Annotated in this window: 19 protein-coding genes and 1 tRNA gene; 10 read left to right on the forward strand and 10 right to left on the reverse strand. The window is 64.6% G+C overall.

From position 1 onward, the window contains the following. Positions 1–277: 277 nt before the first annotated feature. Entirely contained in the window at positions 278–1,201 is a 924-nt protein-coding gene (locus AC0WRY_RS06285; protein ID WP_026201990.1) for a LysR family transcriptional regulator, read from the reverse strand. Between the two features lie 5 nt (positions 1,202–1,206). Further along, a complete protein-coding gene (trxB, locus tag AC0WRY_RS06290; RefSeq protein ID WP_194406164.1) occupies positions 1,207–2,172 on the reverse strand; it encodes a thioredoxin-disulfide reductase in 966 nt (321 codons plus the stop codon). Positions 2,173–2,438: 266 nt separating this feature from the next. Here trxB and AC0WRY_RS06295 point away from each other — a divergent pair, with 266 nt between their 5' ends. Further along, on the forward strand, positions 2,439–2,918 hold the full coding sequence (locus AC0WRY_RS06295) for an Lrp/AsnC family transcriptional regulator (RefSeq protein WP_008135853.1): 480 nt from the start codon (positions 2,439–2,441) through the stop codon (positions 2,916–2,918). A gap of 283 nt (positions 2,919–3,201) precedes the next feature. Here AC0WRY_RS06295 and greA read toward each other — a convergent pair whose 3' ends face one another. The 3 genes from greA to AC0WRY_RS06310 form a co-directional block, all read right to left on the reverse strand. Continuing rightward, positions 3,202–3,675, reverse strand: a complete 474-nt coding sequence (gene greA / locus AC0WRY_RS06300; RefSeq protein ID WP_097657627.1) for a transcription elongation factor GreA — start codon at positions 3,673–3,675, stop codon at positions 3,202–3,204. Between the two features lie 210 nt (positions 3,676–3,885). Then, positions 3,886–7,350: a carbamoyl-phosphate synthase large subunit gene (gene carB, locus AC0WRY_RS06305; protein WP_491122812.1), complete on the reverse strand. Its 3,465-nt coding sequence runs from the start codon at positions 7,348–7,350 to the stop codon at positions 3,886–3,888. A gap of 142 nt (positions 7,351–7,492) precedes the next feature. Continuing rightward, entirely contained in the window at positions 7,493–8,662 is a 1,170-nt protein-coding gene (locus AC0WRY_RS06310; RefSeq protein ID WP_194406166.1) for an MFS transporter, read from the reverse strand. A 114-nt stretch (positions 8,663–8,776) separates the two neighbouring features. Between AC0WRY_RS06310 and AC0WRY_RS06315 the strand changes: the two genes are divergently transcribed. After that, positions 8,777–9,148 (forward strand): ArsR/SmtB family transcription factor, encoded by a 372-nt coding sequence (locus tag AC0WRY_RS06315; protein WP_194408182.1) that lies wholly within the window; start codon positions 8,777–8,779, stop codon positions 9,146–9,148. Between the two features lie 113 nt (positions 9,149–9,261). Here the strand turns inward: AC0WRY_RS06315 and AC0WRY_RS06320 are convergent. Both AC0WRY_RS06320 and AC0WRY_RS06325 read right to left on the reverse strand, forming a co-directional pair. After that, a tRNA-OTHER gene (locus AC0WRY_RS06320) sits at positions 9,262–9,337 on the reverse strand. Between the two features lie 54 nt (positions 9,338–9,391). After that, the gene (locus AC0WRY_RS06325) at positions 9,392–10,093 is read right to left on the reverse strand and encodes a class I SAM-dependent methyltransferase (RefSeq protein WP_194406167.1); all 702 of its coding nucleotides are present in this window, start codon (positions 10,091–10,093) and stop codon (positions 9,392–9,394) included. Positions 10,094–10,197: 104 nt separating this feature from the next. On the opposite strand from AC0WRY_RS06325, the gene AC0WRY_RS06330 reads away from it, so the two are divergent. Continuing rightward, positions 10,198–10,719, forward strand: a complete 522-nt coding sequence (locus tag AC0WRY_RS06330; protein WP_194406168.1) for a Dps family protein — start codon at positions 10,198–10,200, stop codon at positions 10,717–10,719. A gap of 153 nt (positions 10,720–10,872) precedes the next feature. Here AC0WRY_RS06330 and AC0WRY_RS06335 read toward each other — a convergent pair whose 3' ends face one another. Both AC0WRY_RS06335 and carA read right to left on the reverse strand, forming a co-directional pair. Beyond that, positions 10,873–11,394: a cupin domain-containing protein gene (locus tag AC0WRY_RS06335; protein ID WP_194406169.1), complete on the reverse strand. Its 522-nt coding sequence runs from the start codon at positions 11,392–11,394 to the stop codon at positions 10,873–10,875. Between the two features lie 160 nt (positions 11,395–11,554). Further along, the gene (gene carA / locus AC0WRY_RS06340) at positions 11,555–12,745 is read right to left on the reverse strand and encodes a glutamine-hydrolyzing carbamoyl-phosphate synthase small subunit (protein ID WP_194406170.1); all 1,191 of its coding nucleotides are present in this window, start codon (positions 12,743–12,745) and stop codon (positions 11,555–11,557) included. A 146-nt stretch (positions 12,746–12,891) separates the two neighbouring features. On the opposite strand from carA, the gene AC0WRY_RS06345 reads away from it, so the two are divergent. The 7 genes from AC0WRY_RS06345 (at position 12,892) to AC0WRY_RS06375 (ending at position 18,528) form a co-directional block, all read left to right on the forward strand. Further along, a complete protein-coding gene (locus tag AC0WRY_RS06345; protein ID WP_194406171.1) occupies positions 12,892–13,602 on the forward strand; it encodes an alpha/beta fold hydrolase in 711 nt (236 codons plus the stop codon). A 51-nt stretch (positions 13,603–13,653) separates the two neighbouring features. After that, a complete protein-coding gene (locus AC0WRY_RS06350; RefSeq protein ID WP_194406172.1) occupies positions 13,654–14,109 on the forward strand; it encodes a GatB/YqeY domain-containing protein in 456 nt (151 codons plus the stop codon). A 127-nt stretch (positions 14,110–14,236) separates the two neighbouring features. After that, entirely contained in the window at positions 14,237–15,373 is a 1,137-nt protein-coding gene (locus AC0WRY_RS06355) for an epoxide hydrolase family protein (protein ID WP_194406173.1), read from the forward strand. 174 nt (positions 15,374–15,547) lie between these two features. Next, positions 15,548–17,158 carry an acyl-CoA synthetase gene (locus AC0WRY_RS06360; RefSeq protein ID WP_491122813.1) on the forward strand — a complete coding sequence of 537 codons (1,611 nt, stop codon included), beginning with the start codon at positions 15,548–15,550 and terminating at the stop codon, positions 17,156–17,158. 8 nt (positions 17,159–17,166) lie between these two features. Next, entirely contained in the window at positions 17,167–17,634 is a 468-nt protein-coding gene (locus AC0WRY_RS06365) for a MarR family winged helix-turn-helix transcriptional regulator (RefSeq protein ID WP_194406175.1), read from the forward strand. A 79-nt stretch (positions 17,635–17,713) separates the two neighbouring features. Then, the gene (locus AC0WRY_RS06370; RefSeq protein WP_194406176.1) at positions 17,714–18,082 is read left to right on the forward strand and encodes a nuclear transport factor 2 family protein; all 369 of its coding nucleotides are present in this window, start codon (positions 17,714–17,716) and stop codon (positions 18,080–18,082) included. 2 nt (positions 18,083–18,084) lie between these two features. Then, entirely contained in the window at positions 18,085–18,528 is a 444-nt protein-coding gene (locus tag AC0WRY_RS06375) for a hypothetical protein (RefSeq protein ID WP_194406177.1), read from the forward strand. Here AC0WRY_RS06375 and AC0WRY_RS06380 read toward each other — a convergent pair whose 3' ends face one another. Further along, positions 18,529–20,757 carry an ATP-binding protein gene (locus tag AC0WRY_RS06380; RefSeq protein ID WP_194406178.1) on the reverse strand — a complete coding sequence of 743 codons (2,229 nt, stop codon included), beginning with the start codon at positions 20,755–20,757 and terminating at the stop codon, positions 18,529–18,531. Positions 20,758–20,934: the final 177 nt, after the last annotated feature.

The raw sequence follows: 20,934 nt of genomic DNA on the forward strand, positions 1-20,934 counted from the left end.
GTGATCATTTGCAAATGATGCGGGGTATGCGCGGAACTGTCAATACACGCGGAGGGCGAACGCCGATTTGGCAGAAAAAAAGCCGGGCCCAAAGAGCCCGGCTTAAGGTATTGGCCACGTGAGGCCGACACAATCACCTTCCAAGAGGGATTACTGAACTCCCGCGCCACTGGAGGAGGGGGACAAATGCGCAACGCGAAGGCTCAGCGTGCAAACAGTATGGGCTTGACGAGCGGCCTGCAGCAACAGCCGAGGCCGCATGTCAGTCATGCGGAAATCAGGACGGCCAGCGCTGCGCCTTGCTGACCACGAAGTCGCGGAACACCTGCACGCGCGCGACGGTCTTCAACTCCTCGGGATAGACGAAGTAGGTGTCGAGCTGGATCGAATCGGACTCGCCGAACAGCTGCACGAGTTTGCTCTGTTCCTCGACGAGGTAGTCGGGCAGCGCGGCGATGCCGAGACCCTGCTGACAGGCGCGCACGAGTCCGAGGATGTTGTTCACTCGGAAATAGGCTTCGCGCGGACCGGAGCCGTTGCGGCCGGCTTCGACCAGCCAGTTGCGGTTCTGCAGGTGCGGCGCGAAGTTGCCGTCCGAGAGCGTGATGATGCGGTGGGAGTCGAGCTCCTCCAGCGTGCGCGGCGTGCCGAAGCGCTTGATGTATTCCGGCGAGCAATAGGCGTGGAAGCCCATCGCGAACAGCTTGCGCTGGATCAGATCCGGCTGCGTCGGCTTGCGGGTGCGGATCGCGACATCCGCCTCGCGCATCGACAGGTCGAGCTCCTCGTCGGTGACGATCAGGGAGATCCGGATCTCGGGATAGAGCGCGGTGAACTCGCCGAGCCGCGGGATCAGCCAGTTGATGCCGACGCCGGGCGTGGTGGTGATCTTGAGGTCGCCGCTCGGCCGCTCGCGGCTGTCGGTGAGCTTCGCGCGCGCCGCCTGCAGCTGCATGAACACGTCATGCGCGGTGCGGAACAACAGGTCGCCCTGCTCGGTGAGGATCAGGCCGCGGGCGTGGCGGTGGAACAGCGAGACCGAAAGCTCCTGCTCCAGCGCCGAGACCTGGCGTGACACCGCCGATTGCGACAGGCCGAGCTGCTCGCCGGCATGCGTGAAGCTGCCCGCTTCCGCCGCTGCGTGAAACACCTTCAGCTTGTCCCAGTCCATATCCGTAAATCCGTCGCGTGTTCGAGGCATGATCGTTATTCCGCTGCCGCGCGCTCGCTGGCGCGCAGGGCCAAGAAACGTTCGGCCTCGAGCGCTGCCATGCAGCCGAGGCCTGCGGCCGTCACGGCCTGGCGATAAGTCTCGTCGGCGACATCGCCGGCGGCGAACAGGCCGGGCACCGAGGTGGCGGTCGAGTTCGGGGCGGTCTCGACGTAACCCGACGGTTTCAGCTTGATCTGGTCTTTCACGAGCTCGGTCGCCGGCGCATGGCCGATGGCGATGAAGACGCCGTCGGTCTTCACGTCCGTCAGCGCGCCGGTCTTGACGTTCTTGAGGCGCACATGGGTGACCTTGTTCGGGTTCTCGGTGCCGCAGATCTCGTCCACGGCCGAGTCCCAGATCACCCTGATCTTCGGATGCTTGAACAGGCGCTCCTGCAGGATCCGCTCGGCGCGGAAATGATCGCGGCGATGCACGATGGTGACCTGCGAGGCATGGTTGGTGAGGTACAGGGCTTCCTCGACCGCGGTATTGCCGCCGCCGACCACCACGACCTCCTTGTTGCGGTAGAAGAAGCCGTCGCAAGTGGCGCAGGCCGACACACCGCCGCCCTGGAATTTTACTTCCGACGGAAGCCCGAGCCAGCGCGCCTGCGCGCCGGTGGCGAGAATGACGGCGTCGGCGAGATAGACGTCGCCGGAGTCGCAGGTGAGGCGGAACGGCCGCTGCGCCGTATCCAGCTTGATGACCAGATCGGTGACGATCCTGGTGCCGACATGGACCGCCTGCTTCTCCATCTGCTCCATCAGCCAGGGGCCTTGGATCACGTCGGCAAAGCCCGGATAGTTCTCGACATCGGTCGTGATGGTGAGCTGGCCGCCAGGCTGGATGCCCTGAATCAGGATCGGCTCGAGCATCGCGCGCGCGGCGTAGATCGCGGCGGTGTAACCGGCGGGGCCGGAGCCGATAATGACGACCTTTGCATGAACAGGAGCGGACATTTCGATGGACGCCTTTCACGGGGGATCTGCAGCGCGGGCGCGGAACATGCCGGGAGGCGTCGCGGAGGCGCTGAAATATCAGAGCTAATCTAAGCGTTCTGGTGAGCTATGCAAGAATTGCATTCCCTGTCGGCGGATTTTTCCAACAGGGAACAAAAGTCGATTGCGGTGCACGCGCAATAAAATTGCGCTGGTCGTGCAGACTGGGTATGAGGATTGCGATAAGCCCACCAATACCGCCGTTCAAGGCCAGGAGTTCCAATCACGTGTCGCGGAACCTAGACGAGATCGACCTGAAGATTCTCACCGAGATTCAGGCCGACGGTCGAATCACGAATGTCGAGCTGGCCAAGCGCGTCGGCATCTCGCCGCCGCCCTGCCTGCGCCGCGTCCGGGCGCTGGAGGAGGAGGGCTATATCCACGGCTATCGCGGCCTGCTCGACGCCCGCAAGCTTGGCTTCGACGTGACCGTGTTTGCCGCCGTGCACCTGTCCAGCCAGGCCGAGGCCGATTTGCGCGCCTTTGAGGAATTCGTCCGCGCCGAGCCGCTGGTTCGCGAATGCTGGATGCTGTCGGGCGAGGTCGATTTCATCCTCAAATGTGTCGCCCCCGACATGGCGACCTTTCAGGATTTCGTCACCCATCTCACCGCCGCGCCGCATGTGCGGAATGTGCGGACCTCGCTGGTGCTGCATAATTCGAAATACGAGGCCGCCGTGCCGCTCGAGGTGAAGGGGCGGAGGTAGAGCGCCGCTCTCGTGCGCCTGACGCAGCGCAGCGCCACTTCGGCGGTGCGCTGCAGAGCCGAGACACGAGGGTGGTGGATGTCGCTGCTGCGCACTCCGTTATTGCGAGCGTAGCGAAGCAATCCAGAGTCTTTCCGCAGCGGCAGTGCGGATTGCTTCGTTGCTTTGCTCCTTGCAATGACGTGCGGTAAGAGCGCGTGTCCACTCCCGCAGGTCATCTGCCGAAACAAAAAGGCTACGCACTGCGCGGCCTTTTCGAAACATCAGGGCAGGCGGCAAATCCTTACCGCCACTCCACCTTGGTGATCTCATAGGCCTTGGCGCCGCCGGGGGCGTTGACCTCGACGGTCGAGCCCTTCTTCTTGCCGATCAGCGCGCGGGCCAGCGGCGAGGTGATGGAGATGCGGCCTTTCTTGGCGTCGGCCTCGACCTCGCCGACGATCTGCCACACCGCCTTCTTCTCGGTGTCCTCGTCGACCAAAGTCACGGTGGCGCCGAACTTGATGGTGTCGCCGGAGAGCTTCGAGATGTCGATGATGTCGGCGCGCGCGAGCTTGTCCTCGAGCTCGGCGATGCGGCCCTCATTGTGGGACTGCTCTTCCTTCGCGGCATGATATTCCGCGTTCTCCGACAGGTCTCCGTGCGAGCGCGCTTCCGCGATATGCTCGATGATCCGCGGACGATCTTCCGACTGGCGCTTCTTCAATTCTTCCCCGAGCGCGACAAAGCCGGCCTGGGTCATCGGAACCTTTTCCATCTCTTCTCTCGTCCTTCAGCTGCGCGCCTCACAAAGACCGCGGGGCGCGGCAACCTTGATTCGTCGATATTCCCGGGGCTGAACACGCGCCCGCCGGGAGTTTATGTGGGTCTGGCGCCGGAACAGAACAACCGCATGGCCGGATCAGTTCCTCCGGCCATTGTGGCTTCATTGCCAATCACTTAGCGGCGGTTTCACCGCCGCTAGCGATCAGGTTTCCGAAAAGTAGCTCTGCAGGGTACGAACCTCAAGGTCCCCGCCCAGATAGGCGCGGATGCCCTGCGCGGCCGCCACGGCCCCGGAAAGAGTGGTGTAATACGGCACTTTATGCAAGAGGGCCGCGCGCCGCAGCGAACGGCTGTCGGCCAGCGCCTGCGGGCCTTCCGTGGTGTTGAAGACGAGCTGAACGTCGCCATTGGTGATGGCGTCGACGATGTGCGGCCGTCCTTCCAGCACCTTGTTCACCTTCTCGGTCGGGATGCCCTGATCGGTCAGGAAGCGCTGCGTGCCGGAGGTCGCCAGCACCTTGAAGCCGAGCGAATGCAGTTCGCGCACGGCTTCCGCGATACGCGTCTTGTCGCTTTCACGCACCGAGACGAACACCGTGCCCTTGCGCGGTACTCGCGTGCCGCCTCCGAGCTGGCTCTTGGCGAAGGCCACCTCGAAGTTGCGGTCGATGCCCATGACCTCGCCGGTCGAGCGCATCTCGGGGCCGAGCACCGTGTCGACGCCGGGGAAGCGCGCGAAGGGGAAGACCGATTCCTTGACGCCGACGTGCTTGAGCTTCGCCTTCTTCAGCTTGAAATCGGCGAGCTTCTCACCGGCCATGACGCGCGCGGCGATCTTGGCGACCGGCGTGCCGACCACCTTGGCGACGAAGGGCACGGTGCGCGAGGCGCGCGGGTTGACCTCGAGCACGTAGATCTCGCCGTCCTTGATGGCATATTGCACGTTCATCAGGCCGACGACGTCGAGGCCGAGCGCGAGCTCGCGGGTCTGCCGCTCCAGCTCCTCGATCATCTTCCCATCGAGCGAGTGCGGCGGCAGCGAGCAGGCGCTGTCGCCGGAATGGATGCCGGCTTCCTCGATGTGCTCCATGATGCCGACGATGAAGGTGCCCTTGCCGTCGCAGAGGCAGTCGACGTCGATCTCGGTGGCGTCGGACAGATAGCGGTCGAACAGCAGCGGGTTCTTGCCGAGCACGGTGTTGATCTGCCCGGTCTTGTCGTTCGGATAGCGCGCCTTGACGTCCGCCGGCACCAGCTCCGGCAGCGTGCCGAGCAGATAGTCGTTGAGCTGATTCTCCTCGCGGATGATCTGCATCGCGCGGCCGCCGAGCACGTAGGACGGGCGCACCACCAGCGGCAGGCCGAGATCTGCGGAGACGAGCCTTGCCTGCTCGACCGAATAGGCGATGCCGTTCTTCGGCTGCTTGAGGCGAAGCTTGTCGAGCACGCGCTTGAAGCGGTCACGGTCCTCGGCAAGGTCGATGGCGTCGGGCGAGGTGCCGAGGATCGGCACTTCGGCAGCTTCCAGCGCGCGTGCCAGCTTCAGCGGCGTCTGGCCGCCGAACTGCACGATCACGCCGTGCAGCGTGCCGTTCGAGCGCTCCTTGGCGATGATCTCCAGCACGTCCTCGGCGGTGAGCGGCTCGAAATAGAGCCGGTCGGCCGTGTCATAGTCGGTCGACACCGTCTCCGGATTGCAGTTGACCATGATGGATTCGTAGCCGGCATCATGCAGCGCGAAGCAGGCGTGACAGCAGCAATAATCGAACTCGATGCCCTGGCCGATACGGTTGGGCCCGCCGCCGAGAATGATGACCTTCTTCTTGTCTGACGGGGTGCTCTCGTCCGCCGGCGCACCTGCAAACAACGCCTCATAGGTCGAATACATGTAGGCGGTGGGCGAGGCGAATTCGGCCGCGCAAGTGTCGATGCGCTTGTAGACGGGTCGAACGCCGAGCGCATGGCGCTTCGCGGTGACCTCGGCCTCCGTCGTCTGGGCGAGCACCGCGAGCCGCGCGTCGGAGAAGCCCATGCTCTTCAGTGTGCGCATGCCGAAGGCGTTGCCGGGCAGGCCGTTCTTCCGGACTTTCTCCTCCATGTCGACGATGCCGCGCATCTCGCTGAGGAACCACGGGTCGATCTTGCAAGAGTTGAAGATGTCCTCGTTCGACCAGCCGAGCCGCATGGCCTGGGCGACCTGGAGCAGCCGGTTCGGCGTCGGCGTGCCCAGTGCGGCACGGATCGCGTTCTTGTCGTCGTCGCGGCCGAGACCCTCGATCTCGATCTCGTCGAGGCCCGTGAGACCGGTCTCGAGCCCGCGCAGGGCCTTTTGCAGGCTTTCCTGGAAGGTGCGGCCGATCGCCATGACCTCGCCGACCGATTTCATCGACGTGGTCAATGTGGTCGAGGCGCCCGGGAATTTCTCGAAGGCGAAGCGCGGCACCTTGGTGACGACGTAGTCGATGGTCGGCTCGAACGAGGCCGGCGTGGCGCCGCCGGTGATGTCGTTGGCGATCTCGTCCAGGGTGTAGCCGACCGCGAGCTTGGCGGCGACCTTGGCGATCGGAAAGCCGGTGGCCTTGGACGCAAGCGCGGAGGAGCGCGACACGCGCGGATTCATCTCGATGACGACCATGCGGCCGTCTTCGGGATTGACGCCGAACTGCACGTTGGAGCCGCCGGTCTCGACGCCGATCTCGCGCAGCACCGCCAGCGAGGCGTCGCGCATGATCTGGTATTCCTTGTCGGTCAGCGTCAGCGCCGGCGCCACCGTGATGGAATCGCCGGTGTGCACGCCCATCGGATCGAGGTTCTCGATCGAGCAGACGATGATGCAATTGTCATTCTTGTCGCGCACCACCTCCATCTCGTACTCTTTCCAGCCGAGCACGGATTCTTCGATCAGCACTTCGTTGGTGGGAGACGCATCGAGGCCGCGCTCGATGATGTCGAGGAACTCTTCCTTGTTGTAGGCGATGCCGCCGCCGGTGCCGCCCATGGTGAAGGAGGGGCGGATGATCGCGGGCAGGCCGATCTCGGACAGCGCCATCATCGCCTGTCCCATCGCATATTCCTGATAGCGCTTGCGACGGTCGCCTTCGCCCAGCGTCCATTGCCGCTCGAGCTCTTCGAGCGCCGCGCCGGACGCCTTCTCGCGCGCCGCCTGGTACTTGTCGCGGAAAGACTTCTTCAGGTCGGAAGCATTGGCGAGCCGCGACTTCGGCGTCTCCAGCCCGATCTTGGTCATGGCCTCGCGGAACAGCTGGCGGTCCTCGGCCTTGTCGATGGCGTCGGCGGTGGCGCCGATCATCTCGACGTCGAACTTCTCCAGCGTGCCTTGCCGTCGCAGCGACAGCGCGCAGTTCAGCGCGGTCTGTCCGCCCATGGTCGGCAACAGGGCGAAGCCGCCGGGGATGACGTGACGTTCCTTCTCAATGATCTTGGCGACGATCTCGGGCGTGATCGGCTCGATATAGGTCGCATCGGCCAATTCCGGGTCGGTCATGATGGTGGCCGGGTTGGAATTGACGAGGACGATGCGATAGCCCTCCTCCTTCAGCGTCTTCACCGCCTGGGTGCCCGAATAGTCGAACTCGCAGGCCTGGCCGATCACGATGGGACCGGCGCCGATGATCAGGATGGTGGTGATGTCTGTACGTTTGGGCATCAACTCTCGCCGGACTGGAATTTGGGCACAAAAAAAGGGCGCGCTGCTGCGCGTCCCTGTGGCCGAGAGCGCGGTGGTCTCCCTCGCGCGCGGGTGGGTCTTAGACCAGTTTTTGGGGCGGCGAAACCCCGAAAAACGCCCATCAACCGGCAATTTTGACTGGTTTTGGCCGGGCCTGCCAGCCGCGGGCGAGATGCACCAGAAGCGAGGCCGCTACGCTCACACCGCCGATCCAGCCGAGGTCGTTGGGCGACAGGGTGGCCAGCACCGCGCCGCCGAGGGCCCCGCCTATGGCGAAGCCGAGATACATGGCGGAGGCGTTGAGCGAGAGGGCGATCATCGAGGCCTGCGGCTCGATCCGGATGATGCTGGCGATCTGGGCCGGATAGAACGCCCAGCCCGAGATGCCCCAGAGGAAGATCGCGCCCAGCACGGCGTAATGGGCCTGGCCGGGCATCAGCTTCAGGACCAGTGAATGCAGGATGAGGGCGCTCGCCATGCCGGCGAGCCCGAGCGCTGCGGTGGTGAGCGTGCCGAGCCGGTCGGCCAGGACGCCACCGATCATGTTGCCGATCGCCGCCGCGCCGCCAAACACCAGCAATGCCAGGCTGATCTGCGAGGCGTCGAAGCCGAGATTGCGCAGTGGAACCGCGAAATAGGTGAAGACGGTGAAGCCGCCGAGCGCCCATAATATCGTGATCAAAAGTGCGACCACGACATTGCCGTGGCGCGCCACCGCGAGCCGCTCGCTGAGCGAAGCCGTGTTGCGCGGCAGGCCGCGGGGCAGGCCGAGCAGGAGGCCCGCGAGCGCGACGGCGCCGATCAGGGCAACCATGGCAAAGGTCGCGCGCCAGCCGAGCAGGCTGCCGACGAGATTGCCGAGGGGAACGCCAATGACAGTCGCGACCGTGAGTCCGGAGGTGACCAGCGCCACCGCGCGGCCCCGCCGTTCGGGCGATGCGATGGCGATCGACACGGCGAGGGCCGTCGGCATGCACAGGCCCGAGCCCAGCGCCATCAGCATCCGGGAGGCGAGCAGCAGGGCATAATTCGAAGCCACCATCGCTGCGAGGTTTCCGGCGATGAAGGTCGCCAGCGCCAGGGCCAGCACGGTTCGGCGGTCGATATTGTTCAGCGCCACCGCCAGGATCGGGGAGCCCACGGCATAGGTAAGGGCGTAGGCGGTGACGAGCTGGCCGGCGGCCGGGACCGAAATTGACAGATCACCCGCGATTGCAGGCAAAAGCCCAGCAATCACAAAGCCTTCAGTACCGATCGCAAAGGCTCCCAAGGCCAGCCAGAACACGCTCATTGGACCACATCCTATGTTCAACGCTTATTGAACAATTGAATGTACAAAGGTGGCGATGTCAATCGGTTCAAGAACTATTGAACATTGCTGCCGCATCGCTATGATTTCCTGGTCATGAGCCGCACGCCTCTCCACCCCACCCGCGAGCAGATCGAGCTGCCGATGGTTCTGGATTGCCTCAGCGATCCGATCCGGTTGGCGATCGTGTACCAGCTCGCAGCGCAGGAACGTGTCAGCAGCGAACTCTGCTGCGGCGATTTCAATGGGCTCGGGGCCAAGTCGAACCTGGCCTATCACTTCGCCAAGCTGCGCGAATGCGGCCTGATGCAGACGCGCGTGGCCGGCACCAACCGCTTCATGCGATTGCGCCGCGAGGATCTGGATGCACGCTTTCCGGGCCTGCTGGACGCGGTGATTGGCTCCGCGGCGAAGGATGCCGAGCGGCTGCACTTGTTGTCGGAGGGGGATGTGGTCGAGGCGGATTGAGGTTCGGGCGGGCAGTCCGTCTTCGCTTGCGCTTCGCTCCAGCTACGCCGTACACGCTTCGTCCATTCGGGACTGGCGTGACTGCGCCACGCGCAGCCCGTAGGGGCGAAGCGTGGAGACCCGGCCTGGATTTGAACCAGGATGAAGAGCGTTGCACCGCCCTCGCGTAGACGCTTCCGCCACCGGGCCGCAGCGATCATGTCCGATTGCGGTGCCACAAGCCACAACGGCTAATTGTTATGCTTAACGAACCAGGGGCGGCCGCGCGATGAAGGTCATGCGCCAGCGATTGTGGCCGATATTGGTGTGGGCGCGCTGGACCGCGAAGCCGGCTGCGCTCAGCTTGGCGGTGATCTCGTCCTCGCTGTAGCGCTGCAGCCCGATGCGCGTGCGCAGTTGGCGGTAATCCGACAGCGCGGTGCTGATCAGCCCGATCAGCGCGTCCTTCAGAAAGCCGTGGCGCAGGCCGAAGCCGAGCAGCGCCATGACATCCCTGAACATGCCGACATTGGGCTGCAGGATGTCCCCCAGCACCAGCTTGCCGGAGGGCCGCAGGATCCTGCGGATGTTGAGGAACGCGGCATCGAGCTCTTCCGGCGCCATGTATTGCGCGACCGAGTTCATCACCACGAGGTCGATGGACTGGTCCTGCATATTGCGGACGTCGTCGAGCGAGCGGACGCGGATCTTGGTGTTCGGTGCAAAGCGCGCGATCAGCCGGCCGCGCACCCCGGGCGCTGGCTCGGCCAGGATCAGCTTGCCGCATGCGGCCGCGACCTGGTTCGCCGACAACGCCTCGCCGCAGGCGTAGTCGAGCACGGTCGCCTCGGGCGAGGCGATGTAGCCGATAATGTCCCGCGCGATGATCTGGAAGTGCAAGTCGCGATGCAGCTTGCTGACATAGATCGTATGCGTCGAGTCGTAATAATCGATCCAATCGTCCATGGTATCCCGCCCAGCGGTTCCTGTCTGGGAACCGCGCTGCCCGCCTTGCGTTAGGGGTGCGACGGCGCGCCGTCAATGTCCGCGTCCTAACAGGAAGGTCTCCCGTGAGCAAAACCAACAAGGTCTCGCCCGATCTCGATACTCCCACCGATCTGTCGCCCGACGGGGTCAAGAAGGTCTCGGAGGCGCTCAACGTGCTTCTGGCCGACGCCTTCGCGCTGTATCTGAAGACCAAGAACTTCCACTGGCACATCAGCGGTCGGCATTTCCGCGACTACCATCTGCTGCTCGACGAGCAGTCGGACCAAATCTTCGCCACCACCGACCAGCTCGCCGAGCGTGTCCGCAAGATCGGCGGCACCACGCTGAAGTCGATTGGCCAGGTCGCAAAGCTGCAGACCATCAAGGACAACAACGAGGACTACGTCCCGCCGCGCGAGATGCTGCGCGAGCTGATGCAGGACAACAAGCATGTCGCCGCCGCGATGCGCAAAGCCCATGAGGTCTGCGACGATGCCGGCGACGTCGCCAGTGCCAGCATCCTCGAAGTCTTCATCGACGAGACCGAGCGGCGGACGTGGTTCCTGTTCGAGGCGACGCGGCAGGAAGGTGGCAACGAGGCGTAGGCCGAGCTGTCGGAGGGTGGGCAAAGGCACGCTGTTCGCGCGCCTGCCCACCATCTCTCTCGATCGCAAAAATGCGTGGGCACGCTTCCGCCTTCGCTCTTCGAGCTACGGCGGACAAGCCGCTCTGCCCGCCCTACGGCACCCTTCTCCTGGCTATCGCCACAGCCTCATCAACGCGCCATCCTTCCCCGTGACGGGATCCGCCGGCGGCAGCGCGACTTGCGGAATCGTCTTCAGCGCCTTGGCGTGGTTCTCCGGCGTCGCCCTCGTGATCTCCATCTTGCTGCCTGGCGGATAGGCGCCGATCACGCAGAAATCGTTGCTCGCCTTGATGCATTGATGCCCGGTGCCGGCAGGCAGGATCGCGACGTCGCCGGCCTTGATGTCCAGCTCTTGGCCGTGGTCGCCGCCGAAGCGGACCCGTGCGCTGCCGCGCGCGACGCCGAGCACCTCGTGCACCGTCGCGTGATAATGCAGATAATCGTAGACGCCGTTGCGCCAGGTGCCGCCCCAGCCGTTCGCCTCGAACAGATCTTCGATGGTCGCTTCCGGCTGCTTCGGATCAAGCTTCACCGCGGCTTGGTAGACCAGGAACGGACGGATGTTGTTCGGCGTAAGGCCGTCGTCCTCGAACACGATGGCGAGTGGCTCGGCGTTGTCGCGGACGACGGACATGGCGGGGCTCCTGCGCGAATCTAGCAGGGATCAACGAGGGGCGTGAGGCGGCGTTCCTCGGTCCTCCGTCAATCCGGGGCGACGCGTGAGCCCGGAATGACAAGAGCCCGGGACAAGGCCCGGGCTCGATGTCGTCAAGGCAGTTGCGGAAGAGCGCGCCCTACGCGCTCTTCTTCTGCCGCATCAGGTCCGCAAAGCGCTGGAACAGATAGTGCGAGTCGCGTGGACCTGGTGAGGCCTCGGGATGGTACTGCACCGAGAACACCGGCTTGCCGTCGAGCTGGATGCCGCAGTTGGACCCATCGAACAGCGAGATGTGGGTCTGCGTCGCACCCTTCGGCAGCGTGGCCTCGTCCACCGCAAAGCCGTGGTTCATCGAGGTGATCTCGACCTTGCCGGTGGTCTCGTCCTTCACGGGGTGGTTGGCGCCGTGATGGCCCTGATGCATCTTCTTGGTCTTGGCGCCGACGGCCAGGCCCAGCATCTGGTGGCCGAGACAGATGCCGAAGGTCGGCGTGCCCGACTTGATGACGTCCTGGATGACAGGCACGGCATATTTGCCGGTTGCAGCCGGATCGCCCGGACCGTTGGACAGGAACACGCCGTCCGGCTTCATCGCCAGGATGTCTTCGGACGAGGTCGTCGCCGGCACCACCGTCACCTTGCAGCCGACGCCGGCGAGCAGGCGCAGGATGTTGCGCTTGATGCCGTAGTCGATGGCGACGACGTTGAACTCCGGCTTGTCCTGGCGGCCAAAGCCCTTGTCCCACAGCCAGGGCGTCTCGTCCCAGGTGAAACGCTGGCCGCTCGTGACCATCGGCACGAGGTCCATGCCTTCGAGGCCGGGCCATTCGCGCGCTTCTTCCTTGAGGCCATGCAGGTCGAACTCGCCGTTTTTGGCGTGCGCGATCACGGCGTTGGGCATGCCCTTGCTGCGGATCAGTGCGGTCAGCGCGCGGGTGTCGATGCCGGAGAGGCCGATGATGCCGCGTGCCTTCAGCCACTGGTCGAGATGCTTGGTGGCGCGGTAGTTCGAGGGATCGGTGATCGCGGTGCGCAGGATCACGCCGCGCGCGCCCGGCGTTGCCGCCATGTTCACCGTCTCGATGTCTTCCTCGTTGGTACCGACATTGCCGATATGCGGGAAGGTGAAGGTGATGAGCTGGCCGGCATAGGAGGGATCGGTGAGGATCTCCTCATAGCCGGTCATCGCGGTGTTGAAGCAGACTTCACCGACGGCGTGGCCTTCGGCGCCGAGACCAAAGCCTTCGAGCACCGTGCCGTCAGCAAGCACCAACAGCGCGGTCGGTTTTTGGTCCGGCCAGGCGGGATCGTTGTCATGTTGTGTCATGAGCGCGTTTCATAGTCTCCGAAGGCGCCGCCGTCAAAGCGGGAGAGGCCCGATTCACATGCGTTTTTGCATATTTGACAGGCCTCCTCGGCCGCTTAAGCTCGGTCGCATAATTTCCGGCAATTTGAGGGGCTTGCGAGGCAATAATGGACCAGACCACCCCGATCGTGCTGGTTCCGGGGCTGGCCTCCTCGGCCCGGATCTATGCCCCCGTCGTCCCGGCCCTGTGGCGGTTCGGCCCGGTGATGATCGCCAACCATATCCGCGATGACAGCATGGCGGCGATCGCGGCCCGGGTGCTGAGCGAGGCGCCGCAGCGCTTCGCGCTCGCCGGCCATTCCATGGGCGGCTACATCGCGCTCGAGATCATGCGTCAGGCACCCGAGCGGGTTGTGAAACTCGCACTGATCAACACCCAGGCCCGGCCCGACACCGCCGAGGCGACCGCACGCCGCCGCGGCCTGATGGAGCGCGCCAGGCGCGGCGAGCTCCGCGCCATCCGCGAGGAGAGCTTTGCGGAGCTTGTGCATCCGTCGCGACGCGACGATGCCGAGATTCTCGAGCTCGTCCATGCGCACGACGAGGATGTCGGCGTCGCGGGATATCTGCGGCAGCAGACCGCGATCATCGCGCGGGTGGATTCGCGCCCGACGCTTTCCGCCATCAGCTGTCCGACATTGGTGCTGACGGGCGATGTCGACAACACCATTCCCAACGCGTTCTCCAAGGAGATGGCCGAGGGCATCGCCGGCGCAAGGCTCAAGGTTCTCGAGCGCTGCGGACACCTGCCGCAAGCCGAGCAGCCGGACGCGACAGTGCGTGCGCTCACCGAATGGCTCGGAACCGAGGTTGTCTAGGGGCCACGAACGGCCTAGATCAGGCCTCAGATATTCGAAGGGATCACGATCATGCTGCGCGACGAGATCAACAATGCGGTCAAGGAGGCCATGAAGGCCAAGGACGAGCGCAAGCTGTCCACGCTGCGCATGGTCAACTCGACCATCAAGAACGCCGACATCGAGGCCCGCGGCCAGGGCAAGCCGCCGCTGTCAGATGCCGATCTGCTCGGCGTCTTTCAGAAGATGATCAAGCAGCGCCAGGAATCGGTCGAGCTCTACGACAAGGGCGGCCGCGCCGAGCTCGCAGCCCAGGAGCGCGAGGAGATCGCGGTGATCTCGGCATACCTGCCGAGGCAGATGGCCGACGACGAGGTGAAGAAGGCGATCGCGGATGCGATCGCCGAGACGGGCGCAGCCGGCATGAAAGACATGGGCAAGGTGATTGCCGTGCTGCGCGCGAAATACGCCGGCCAGATGGATTTTGGGAAGGCCAGCGGTTTGGTGAAGGCGGCGTTGTCGGGCTAGGCCGTCATTCCGGGGCGACGCGAAGCGTCGAGCCCGGACTCCATCAGGCCGCCAGCCCTGTTGCTCAATGGATTCCGGGTTCGTGCTTCGCACGCCCCGGAATGACAAAAAGAAACTGGGAGGCACGATGACCGCGATCAAACCGTTCCGCATCGCCATCAGCGACGACATCCTCACCGATCTCAAATCGCGCCTCGCGCGTACGCGCTGGCCGGAGGCGGAGCTGGTCGACGACTGGAGCCAGGGCGCGCCGCTGAAATGGATCCGGGAGATCTGCACCTATTGGGGGAATGACTATGACTGGCGGGCGCGTGAGGCCAAGCTCAACCGCTTCGAGCAGTTCACCACCGAGATCGACGGGCTCGACATCCATTTCATTCACGCACGCTCCAAGGAGCCGGCCGCGCTGCCGCTGATCATCACCCATGGCTGGCCCGGCTCGATCGTGGAATTCCAGAAGGTGATCGCGCCGCTGACCGATCCCGCCGCGCATGGCGGCAATCCCGCCGACGCGTTTCACGTGATCTGTCCCTCGCTGCCGGGTTTCGGCTTCTCGGCCAAACCCAAAGAGACCGGCTGGGGCGTCGACCGCATTGCCGCGACCTGGGCCAGGCTGATGGAGCGGTTGGGCTATGCGCGCTACGGCGCGCAAGGCGGCGACTGGGGCTCGGCGGTGACGACGTCGCTCGGCGCGCAGGACGCGGCGCATTGCGCCGGCATCCACATCACGCTGTCCTTCAACTCGCCACCGCGCATCGAGGGCGAGCCGACGGCGGAAGAGAAGCGGGCGCTCGCCGGCCTCAAGCATTATGTCGATCTCGACTCCGGTTATTCCAAGCAGCAATCGACGCGCCCGCAGACGCTCGGCTATGGCCTGACGGATTCGCCGAGCGGGCAGGCGGCCTGGATCCTGGAAAAATTCTGGGCCTGGACTGATTGCAACGGCCACCCCGAGAACATCTTCACCAAGGACGAGCTGCTCGACAACGTCATGCTCTATTGGGCGACGGAGACGGCGACCTCCTCGGCGCGGCTCTATTGGGAAAGTTTTGGCAAGCGCCGCACCACGCCGGTCGTCAAGGTGCCGACGGGCGTGGCCACCTTTCCCAAGGAGATCATCACGCCGGTGCGGCGCTGGATGGAGCCGAACTTTCCTGACATCACGCATTGGAGCGAGATGGAGAAGGGTGGCCATTTCGCCGCGTTCGAGCAGCCGGAGCTGTTCGTACGGGAGGTCAGGAAGTTTTTCGCGTCGGTGCGGTAACGGCATCCCGGGGCGACGCGCTGGCGTCGAACCCGGAATCCATCAGGCGGCGTTTCCTGTGGCTCGATGGATTCCGGGCTCGCCCTGCGGACGCCCCGGAATGACGGGACTTTGTTCCGCGCCCCTGTGGCTCTAGACTACACAACAACAAGACATCGGGAAACGATCCGGCCCATGCTGACCGAAGCCGCAACCTACGACGAACTCGTCCGCAATTTCCGCTGGGGCATCCCTGAGCGCTTCAACATGGCGGAGGCGTGCTGCGACCGCCATGCTGACGGCTCGGGCCGCCTCGCGCTGGTCTATGTCGACGACAATGGCGCGACCAGCCGCACCTCCTTCGACGAGGTCGCCGAGATGTCGCGCCGCTTTGCCAATGTGCTGAAAGCGGACGGGCTGTCGCGCGGCGATCGCGTCGCGGTGTTCCTGTCGCAGTCGCTGGAATTGCCGGTCGCGCATATGGCGGCATTCCGCTCCGGCCTGATCTCGATCCCGCTGTTCGCGCTGTTCGGCGAGGATGCGCTCGAGTTTCGCCTGTCGAATTCCGAGGCAAAGGCTATCATCACCGACGAGGGCGGCTGGGAGAAGCTTGCGAAGATCCGCGATCGCCTGCCGCAATTGAGGACCGTCTATGTCGTCGGCGAGCGTGCACCTGCGGGCACGACGTCGTTCTGGGGTGCAATCAAGGCCGCTTCGCCCGACTTCGCGCGGGTCGATACCTCCGCGGATGATCCCGCGCTGATCATCTACACCTCGGGCACGACGGGCAACCCGAAGGGCGCGCTGCACGCGCACCGCGTCGTGCTCGGTCACCTCCCCAACGTCGAGATGTGTCACAACTTCTTGCCGAGGCCCGGCGATCTCATGTGGACGCCGGCGGATTGGGCGTGGATCGGCGGCCTCGTCAACGGCCTGCTCGCGTTCTGGTACCACGGCATCCCCCTCGTCGGCCATCGCGCACGCAAGTTCGAGCCGCAGGCGGCGATGCAGATGATGGCCGATCTCGGCGTCCGCAACGTCTTCCTGCCGCCGACGGCACTCAAGCTGATGCGGCAGGCCGGCGCGAAGCATCCGGGCGTCAAGCTGCGCAGCATCTTCACCGGCGGGGAATCGCTCGGCGGCGAACTGCTCGGCTGGGTGCGCGAGACCTTCGGCATCGACGCGCATGAGGTGTTCGGCCAGACCGAGTGCAATCTCGTGATCGGCAGCAACTCCAATCTGTTTCCGATCCGCCCCGGCGCGATGGGCAAGGCGACGCCGGGCTTCGACGTCCGCATCGTCAACGACAAGGGCGAGGAATTGCCGCGCGGCCAGCGCGGCGTCATCGGCGTGCGCCAGCCGTGCCCCGTCACCATGCTCGAATACTGGCGCAATCCGGATGCGACGGCGAAGAAATATGCCGGCGCGTTCCTGCTCACCGGCGATCTCGGCGTGCAGGACGAGGACGGCTATTTCTGGTACGTCAGCCGCGAGGACGACGTCATCACCACCGCGGGCTATCGCGTCGGCCCGTCCGAGATCGAGCACACGCTGATGAAGCATCCATCGGTGGCCATGGCCGCCGTGGTCGGCATTCCCGATCCGATCCGCACCGAATCGATCAAGGCGTGGATCGTCTTGCGGCCCGGCTTCAGCGCCGGCGACGCGCTGGCGCGCGAGATTCAGGAGTTCGTCAAGGTGCAGCTTGCCGCACACGAATATCCGCGCTTCGTCGCATTCGCCGAGACGCTGCCGATGACGGCGACGGGCAAGGTGCTGCGGCGCGAGCTGCGAGCCAAGGGCTGACGTCCACGATGGCAAAGACTTCTCAAGCCGCGGGACTTCATCGCGCCTCGCTCGACAAGCTGCACGATCTCGATGCGGCGCTCGAGCTCATGTATTACGGCTGGCGCGGCATGACGCTGGAAGCCGACGAATACCTCGCGAAGCAGGGCCTGTCGCGTCCGCACCATCGCATCCTCTACGTGGTGGCGCGCCGGCCCGACATCGCGATCGGCTCGCTGCTCGAGGTCCTCGGCATTTCCAAGCAGGCCCTCAACCGGCCGCTCAATCTGCTCTTGGAGCGCAAGCTCGTGACGTCGAAGCGCTCGCCCGAGCAGCATCGCTCGAAGCTGCTGCGCCTGACGGCCGCCGGCCAGCGTATCGAGCAGCGCGCCTCCGACCACGAGCGCAATGTCATGCGCAAGGCGTTCGATCGCGCCGGTTCGACCAGTAAGGCGGCATGGATGGCCGTCATGGAGGCGATTGCCGACCATAACTGACAGTCTCAAGTCAACGTAGTTGACATGAAGATCGTGCTTTGCCATTCTCCGCGCCATCGAGCGAGGGGAGGGCCGCGTCATGGGCGGACAGACGATGAATCGCGCGGCCGCCGAAGCCTTTGTCGCGGCATGGTGCGCGAGCTGGCGCAAGGTCGATATCGACGCCGTCGTCGCGCATTTCGCCGAGGACGCGCAGATGCGCAGTCCTCTGGCGTTGACGCTGACCGGCTCGCCGGTCGTGAGCGGTGCCGAAAACATCCGCGCCTATTGGCGGAAAGCCTATGGCCACATCGAAAGCGCCGACCTCAAGGTATTGAGCTGGAGCTGGGACGATACGATCGCGCGGTTGGTCGTCTGGTGGCAGCTCGGCGACACCCGCGCAAGCGAGTTCATGGATTTCGACGATGCCGGCCGCGTCGTACGCAGCGAAGCCTTTTACGGGAAATAACCATGCGTCTTTCCGATATCGTCCTGCTCCTCAACACGCTCTGGTTCGTCGGTGCCTTTGTCCAGTTCAGCATCGCGCAAACCAACACGCTGAAGATCCTGCTGCCGCGGGAGGAGCGCAGCAATCCGATCGCGCCGACCCTGGCGGCGAGCGTTGCGTTCCTCGGCGGCATGAACCTGCCGATCGGTCTGCTGTCGTTCTACCTTCTGGCGGCGCGTCCGTCCTTCTTCCAGCCGGTCGAGGCGCAGATCGTGCTATTCCTGTTCTTTGCCGCCTGCCATTTCAGCCAGTTCGTCTACAACGTTCCGGTGCTGATGCGCGGCGGCCGCGTCGGGGTGGCCTACTGGCCGGTGCTGAAGGGTCCGATGCTGCGGATCTTCGTCATCGACGCGGGTCTGTTTGCGGCCAATCTCGCCGTGGGGATTCTGCTCGCGTCGCGCTTCTGACTATCGCGGCCGCGCCGCCAGGGCGGACCGCAGCATCGCGGCAAGATCCTGCCTTCGGAACGGCTTTGTCAGAATGCGGGCGTCGATCCCGTCCGGCGTCTTGACGGGATCCTGGCTGTAGCCCGAGGTGAAGAGCACCTTGAGATCGGGCCGCAGCATGGTGGCTTGTCTTGCGAGCTCCGGCCCGAACATGCCGCCGGGCATCACCACGTCGGTGAACAGCAACCGGACGTCGTCGCTCTGCCGCAGCAATTCCAGCGCCGCGGGCCCGTTCGAAGCCGTGATGACGCGGTAGCCGAGCGTCCTGAGCTCGTTCTCGATATAGGCGCGCACCATGTCGTCGTCTTCGACGAGGAGAATGGTCTCGTGGTCCGCTTGCGTGACGGTCTGCTCCGCGGGAGGCGGATCTTCGCTCGGCGGTGTTGCGAGACGGGGAAAGAACAGCCTGACGACGCTGCCTTGTCCCGGCTCGGACTGCATCTGCACGAGTCCGCCGGATTGTCGTGCAAACCCGTAGACCATGCTCAGGCCGAGGCCGGTCCCCTTGCCGACCTCCTTGGTCGTGAAGAACGGCTCGAATGCGCGTCCCAACACTTCGCTGCTCATGCCGCTTCCGGTATCCTTCACGGACAGCATGACGTAATCGCCCGGACGCGCTTCGCCGTTGACGTCGATGTCGGTCTCACCGAGCGATGCGTTGCTCACCTCGACCATCAGCTTGCCGCCGTCAGGCATCGCATCGCGCGCGTTGAGCACGAGGTTGAGCACGGCGGTGGCCAATTGGCCGGGATCGACGCTGGCGAGCCACAGATCGGGCGCGAATGTGAAGCTCGATTCGATGTGCTCGCCCAGCGTCCTCCGAAGAAGCTGCTTCATGCCGGTGACCTGCTCGGCGATGTCGATCTCTCGCGGTCTCAGCGGCTGCTTGCGCGCGAAGGCGAGAAGGCTTCGTGTCAGGTCGGAGCCGCGCTCGGCGGCGGTCGCAATATCGTTGGCGATCCGGTGCAATTCCTTGTTGCCCGCCAGCCTGTCGGCGAGATGTTCCGAATTGCCGAGAATGACGGTCAGGAGATTGTTGAAATCATGCGCCACGCCGCCGGTGAGCTGACCCATCGCTTCCATCTTCTGAGACTGGCTGAGCTTGTGGCTGAGATCGGCGATTGCGGCACGCTGCTGCTCGAGCGATTCGGCCGTGCTGTTGAGCAGGGTCATCAACCCGCCGAGCTCTCCGCCCGGGTGAGGCTCTGGAATGCGCGCGCTGAGATCACCGCGCCCGAGGCGCTTCGCCATGGCAGCGAGCCGCCCGACCTGACGTCCGATGCTCACGGTCGTGAGGATCCAGAGGCCGCCGAGGAGCAGCAGCGAGGCCACCGCGAGAATCGCCATGTCCTCGTAAAGTCTGCGGTTCGCCGCCGCGACCAGGACGTCCTTGGATCGCCCGACCAGGATGTAGAGGCCGGCCTTGCGGATCGCCGGCGAGCGGGCAACGCCCCATATCCGCGTACGGCCCCCGCCGGCGGTGACCTCTCGAAATGGCTCGCCATCGGGCGCTGCAGCGAAGCGGAACAGGTCGGAGCCGGCGATGGATCCGCCGACGGGCACGCTCCAACCGCCGCCCTTGGGGGCGGCCAGCACCGTTCCCTTGGCGTCGACGAACAGGATGTCCTTCTCGGCGAGCAGCCGCTTGTCGTGAAACTCGGCGAACTTGTTCAGGTTGAAGGACGCGAGCAGCACGAACTTCAACGCGCCCGTCTCCGATCGCACAGGATAGGCGATCTGGAGCACGGACAGGCCGGTGAGGCGGCCGAACACCGGCTCGACTGCGACGACGCCTTGAAGGGTCTTGACCTCTTTGAAATAGCCGCGGTCGTTCAGGTCGAGCGTGCGGTTGGTCCGCAGCGAGTCGCAGAACAGGTGGCCGTCGGGATCGATGGTCAGGATACCCGTGAACTGCGGATATTCCTCGCGGACATCCGACAGGAATGCCGAGCACGCCGCCTTGTCGCGCGTGTCGAGGTCGCGGGCCCGGGCGAGCCCGTAATGGAGCTGGGCGGTGCCCTGGATCTTCTCGCCGAGATCACTTGCGATGTCGTCGGCGGATGCGGCCAGATTGGCCAGCGCGGCGTCGATCTCGCTGGCCCGGTTCTGCATGAACCGCAGCCCGACCAGGATCGCCGGCACGAGCATGGCCGCGATGACAAGGATCAGTAACCGGGTACGCAGGCTCATCTGTTGGGCGGTCCGTTTTGATCGTCACGCGCGCGGCTTGAAGGTAAAATTTGCGGACGATTGTCTACGCAGTCCATAGGAATCTGCTCGAAAATCGCACAGAAGACTAAAGAATTCGAGCCGCCGCCGCGTCACCTCCGCAGGCCGGCGCCGTTCTCGCCCCGCCATCAGCCGTCA

This window comes from Bradyrhizobium sp. T-12 (genome assembly GCF_058314695.1).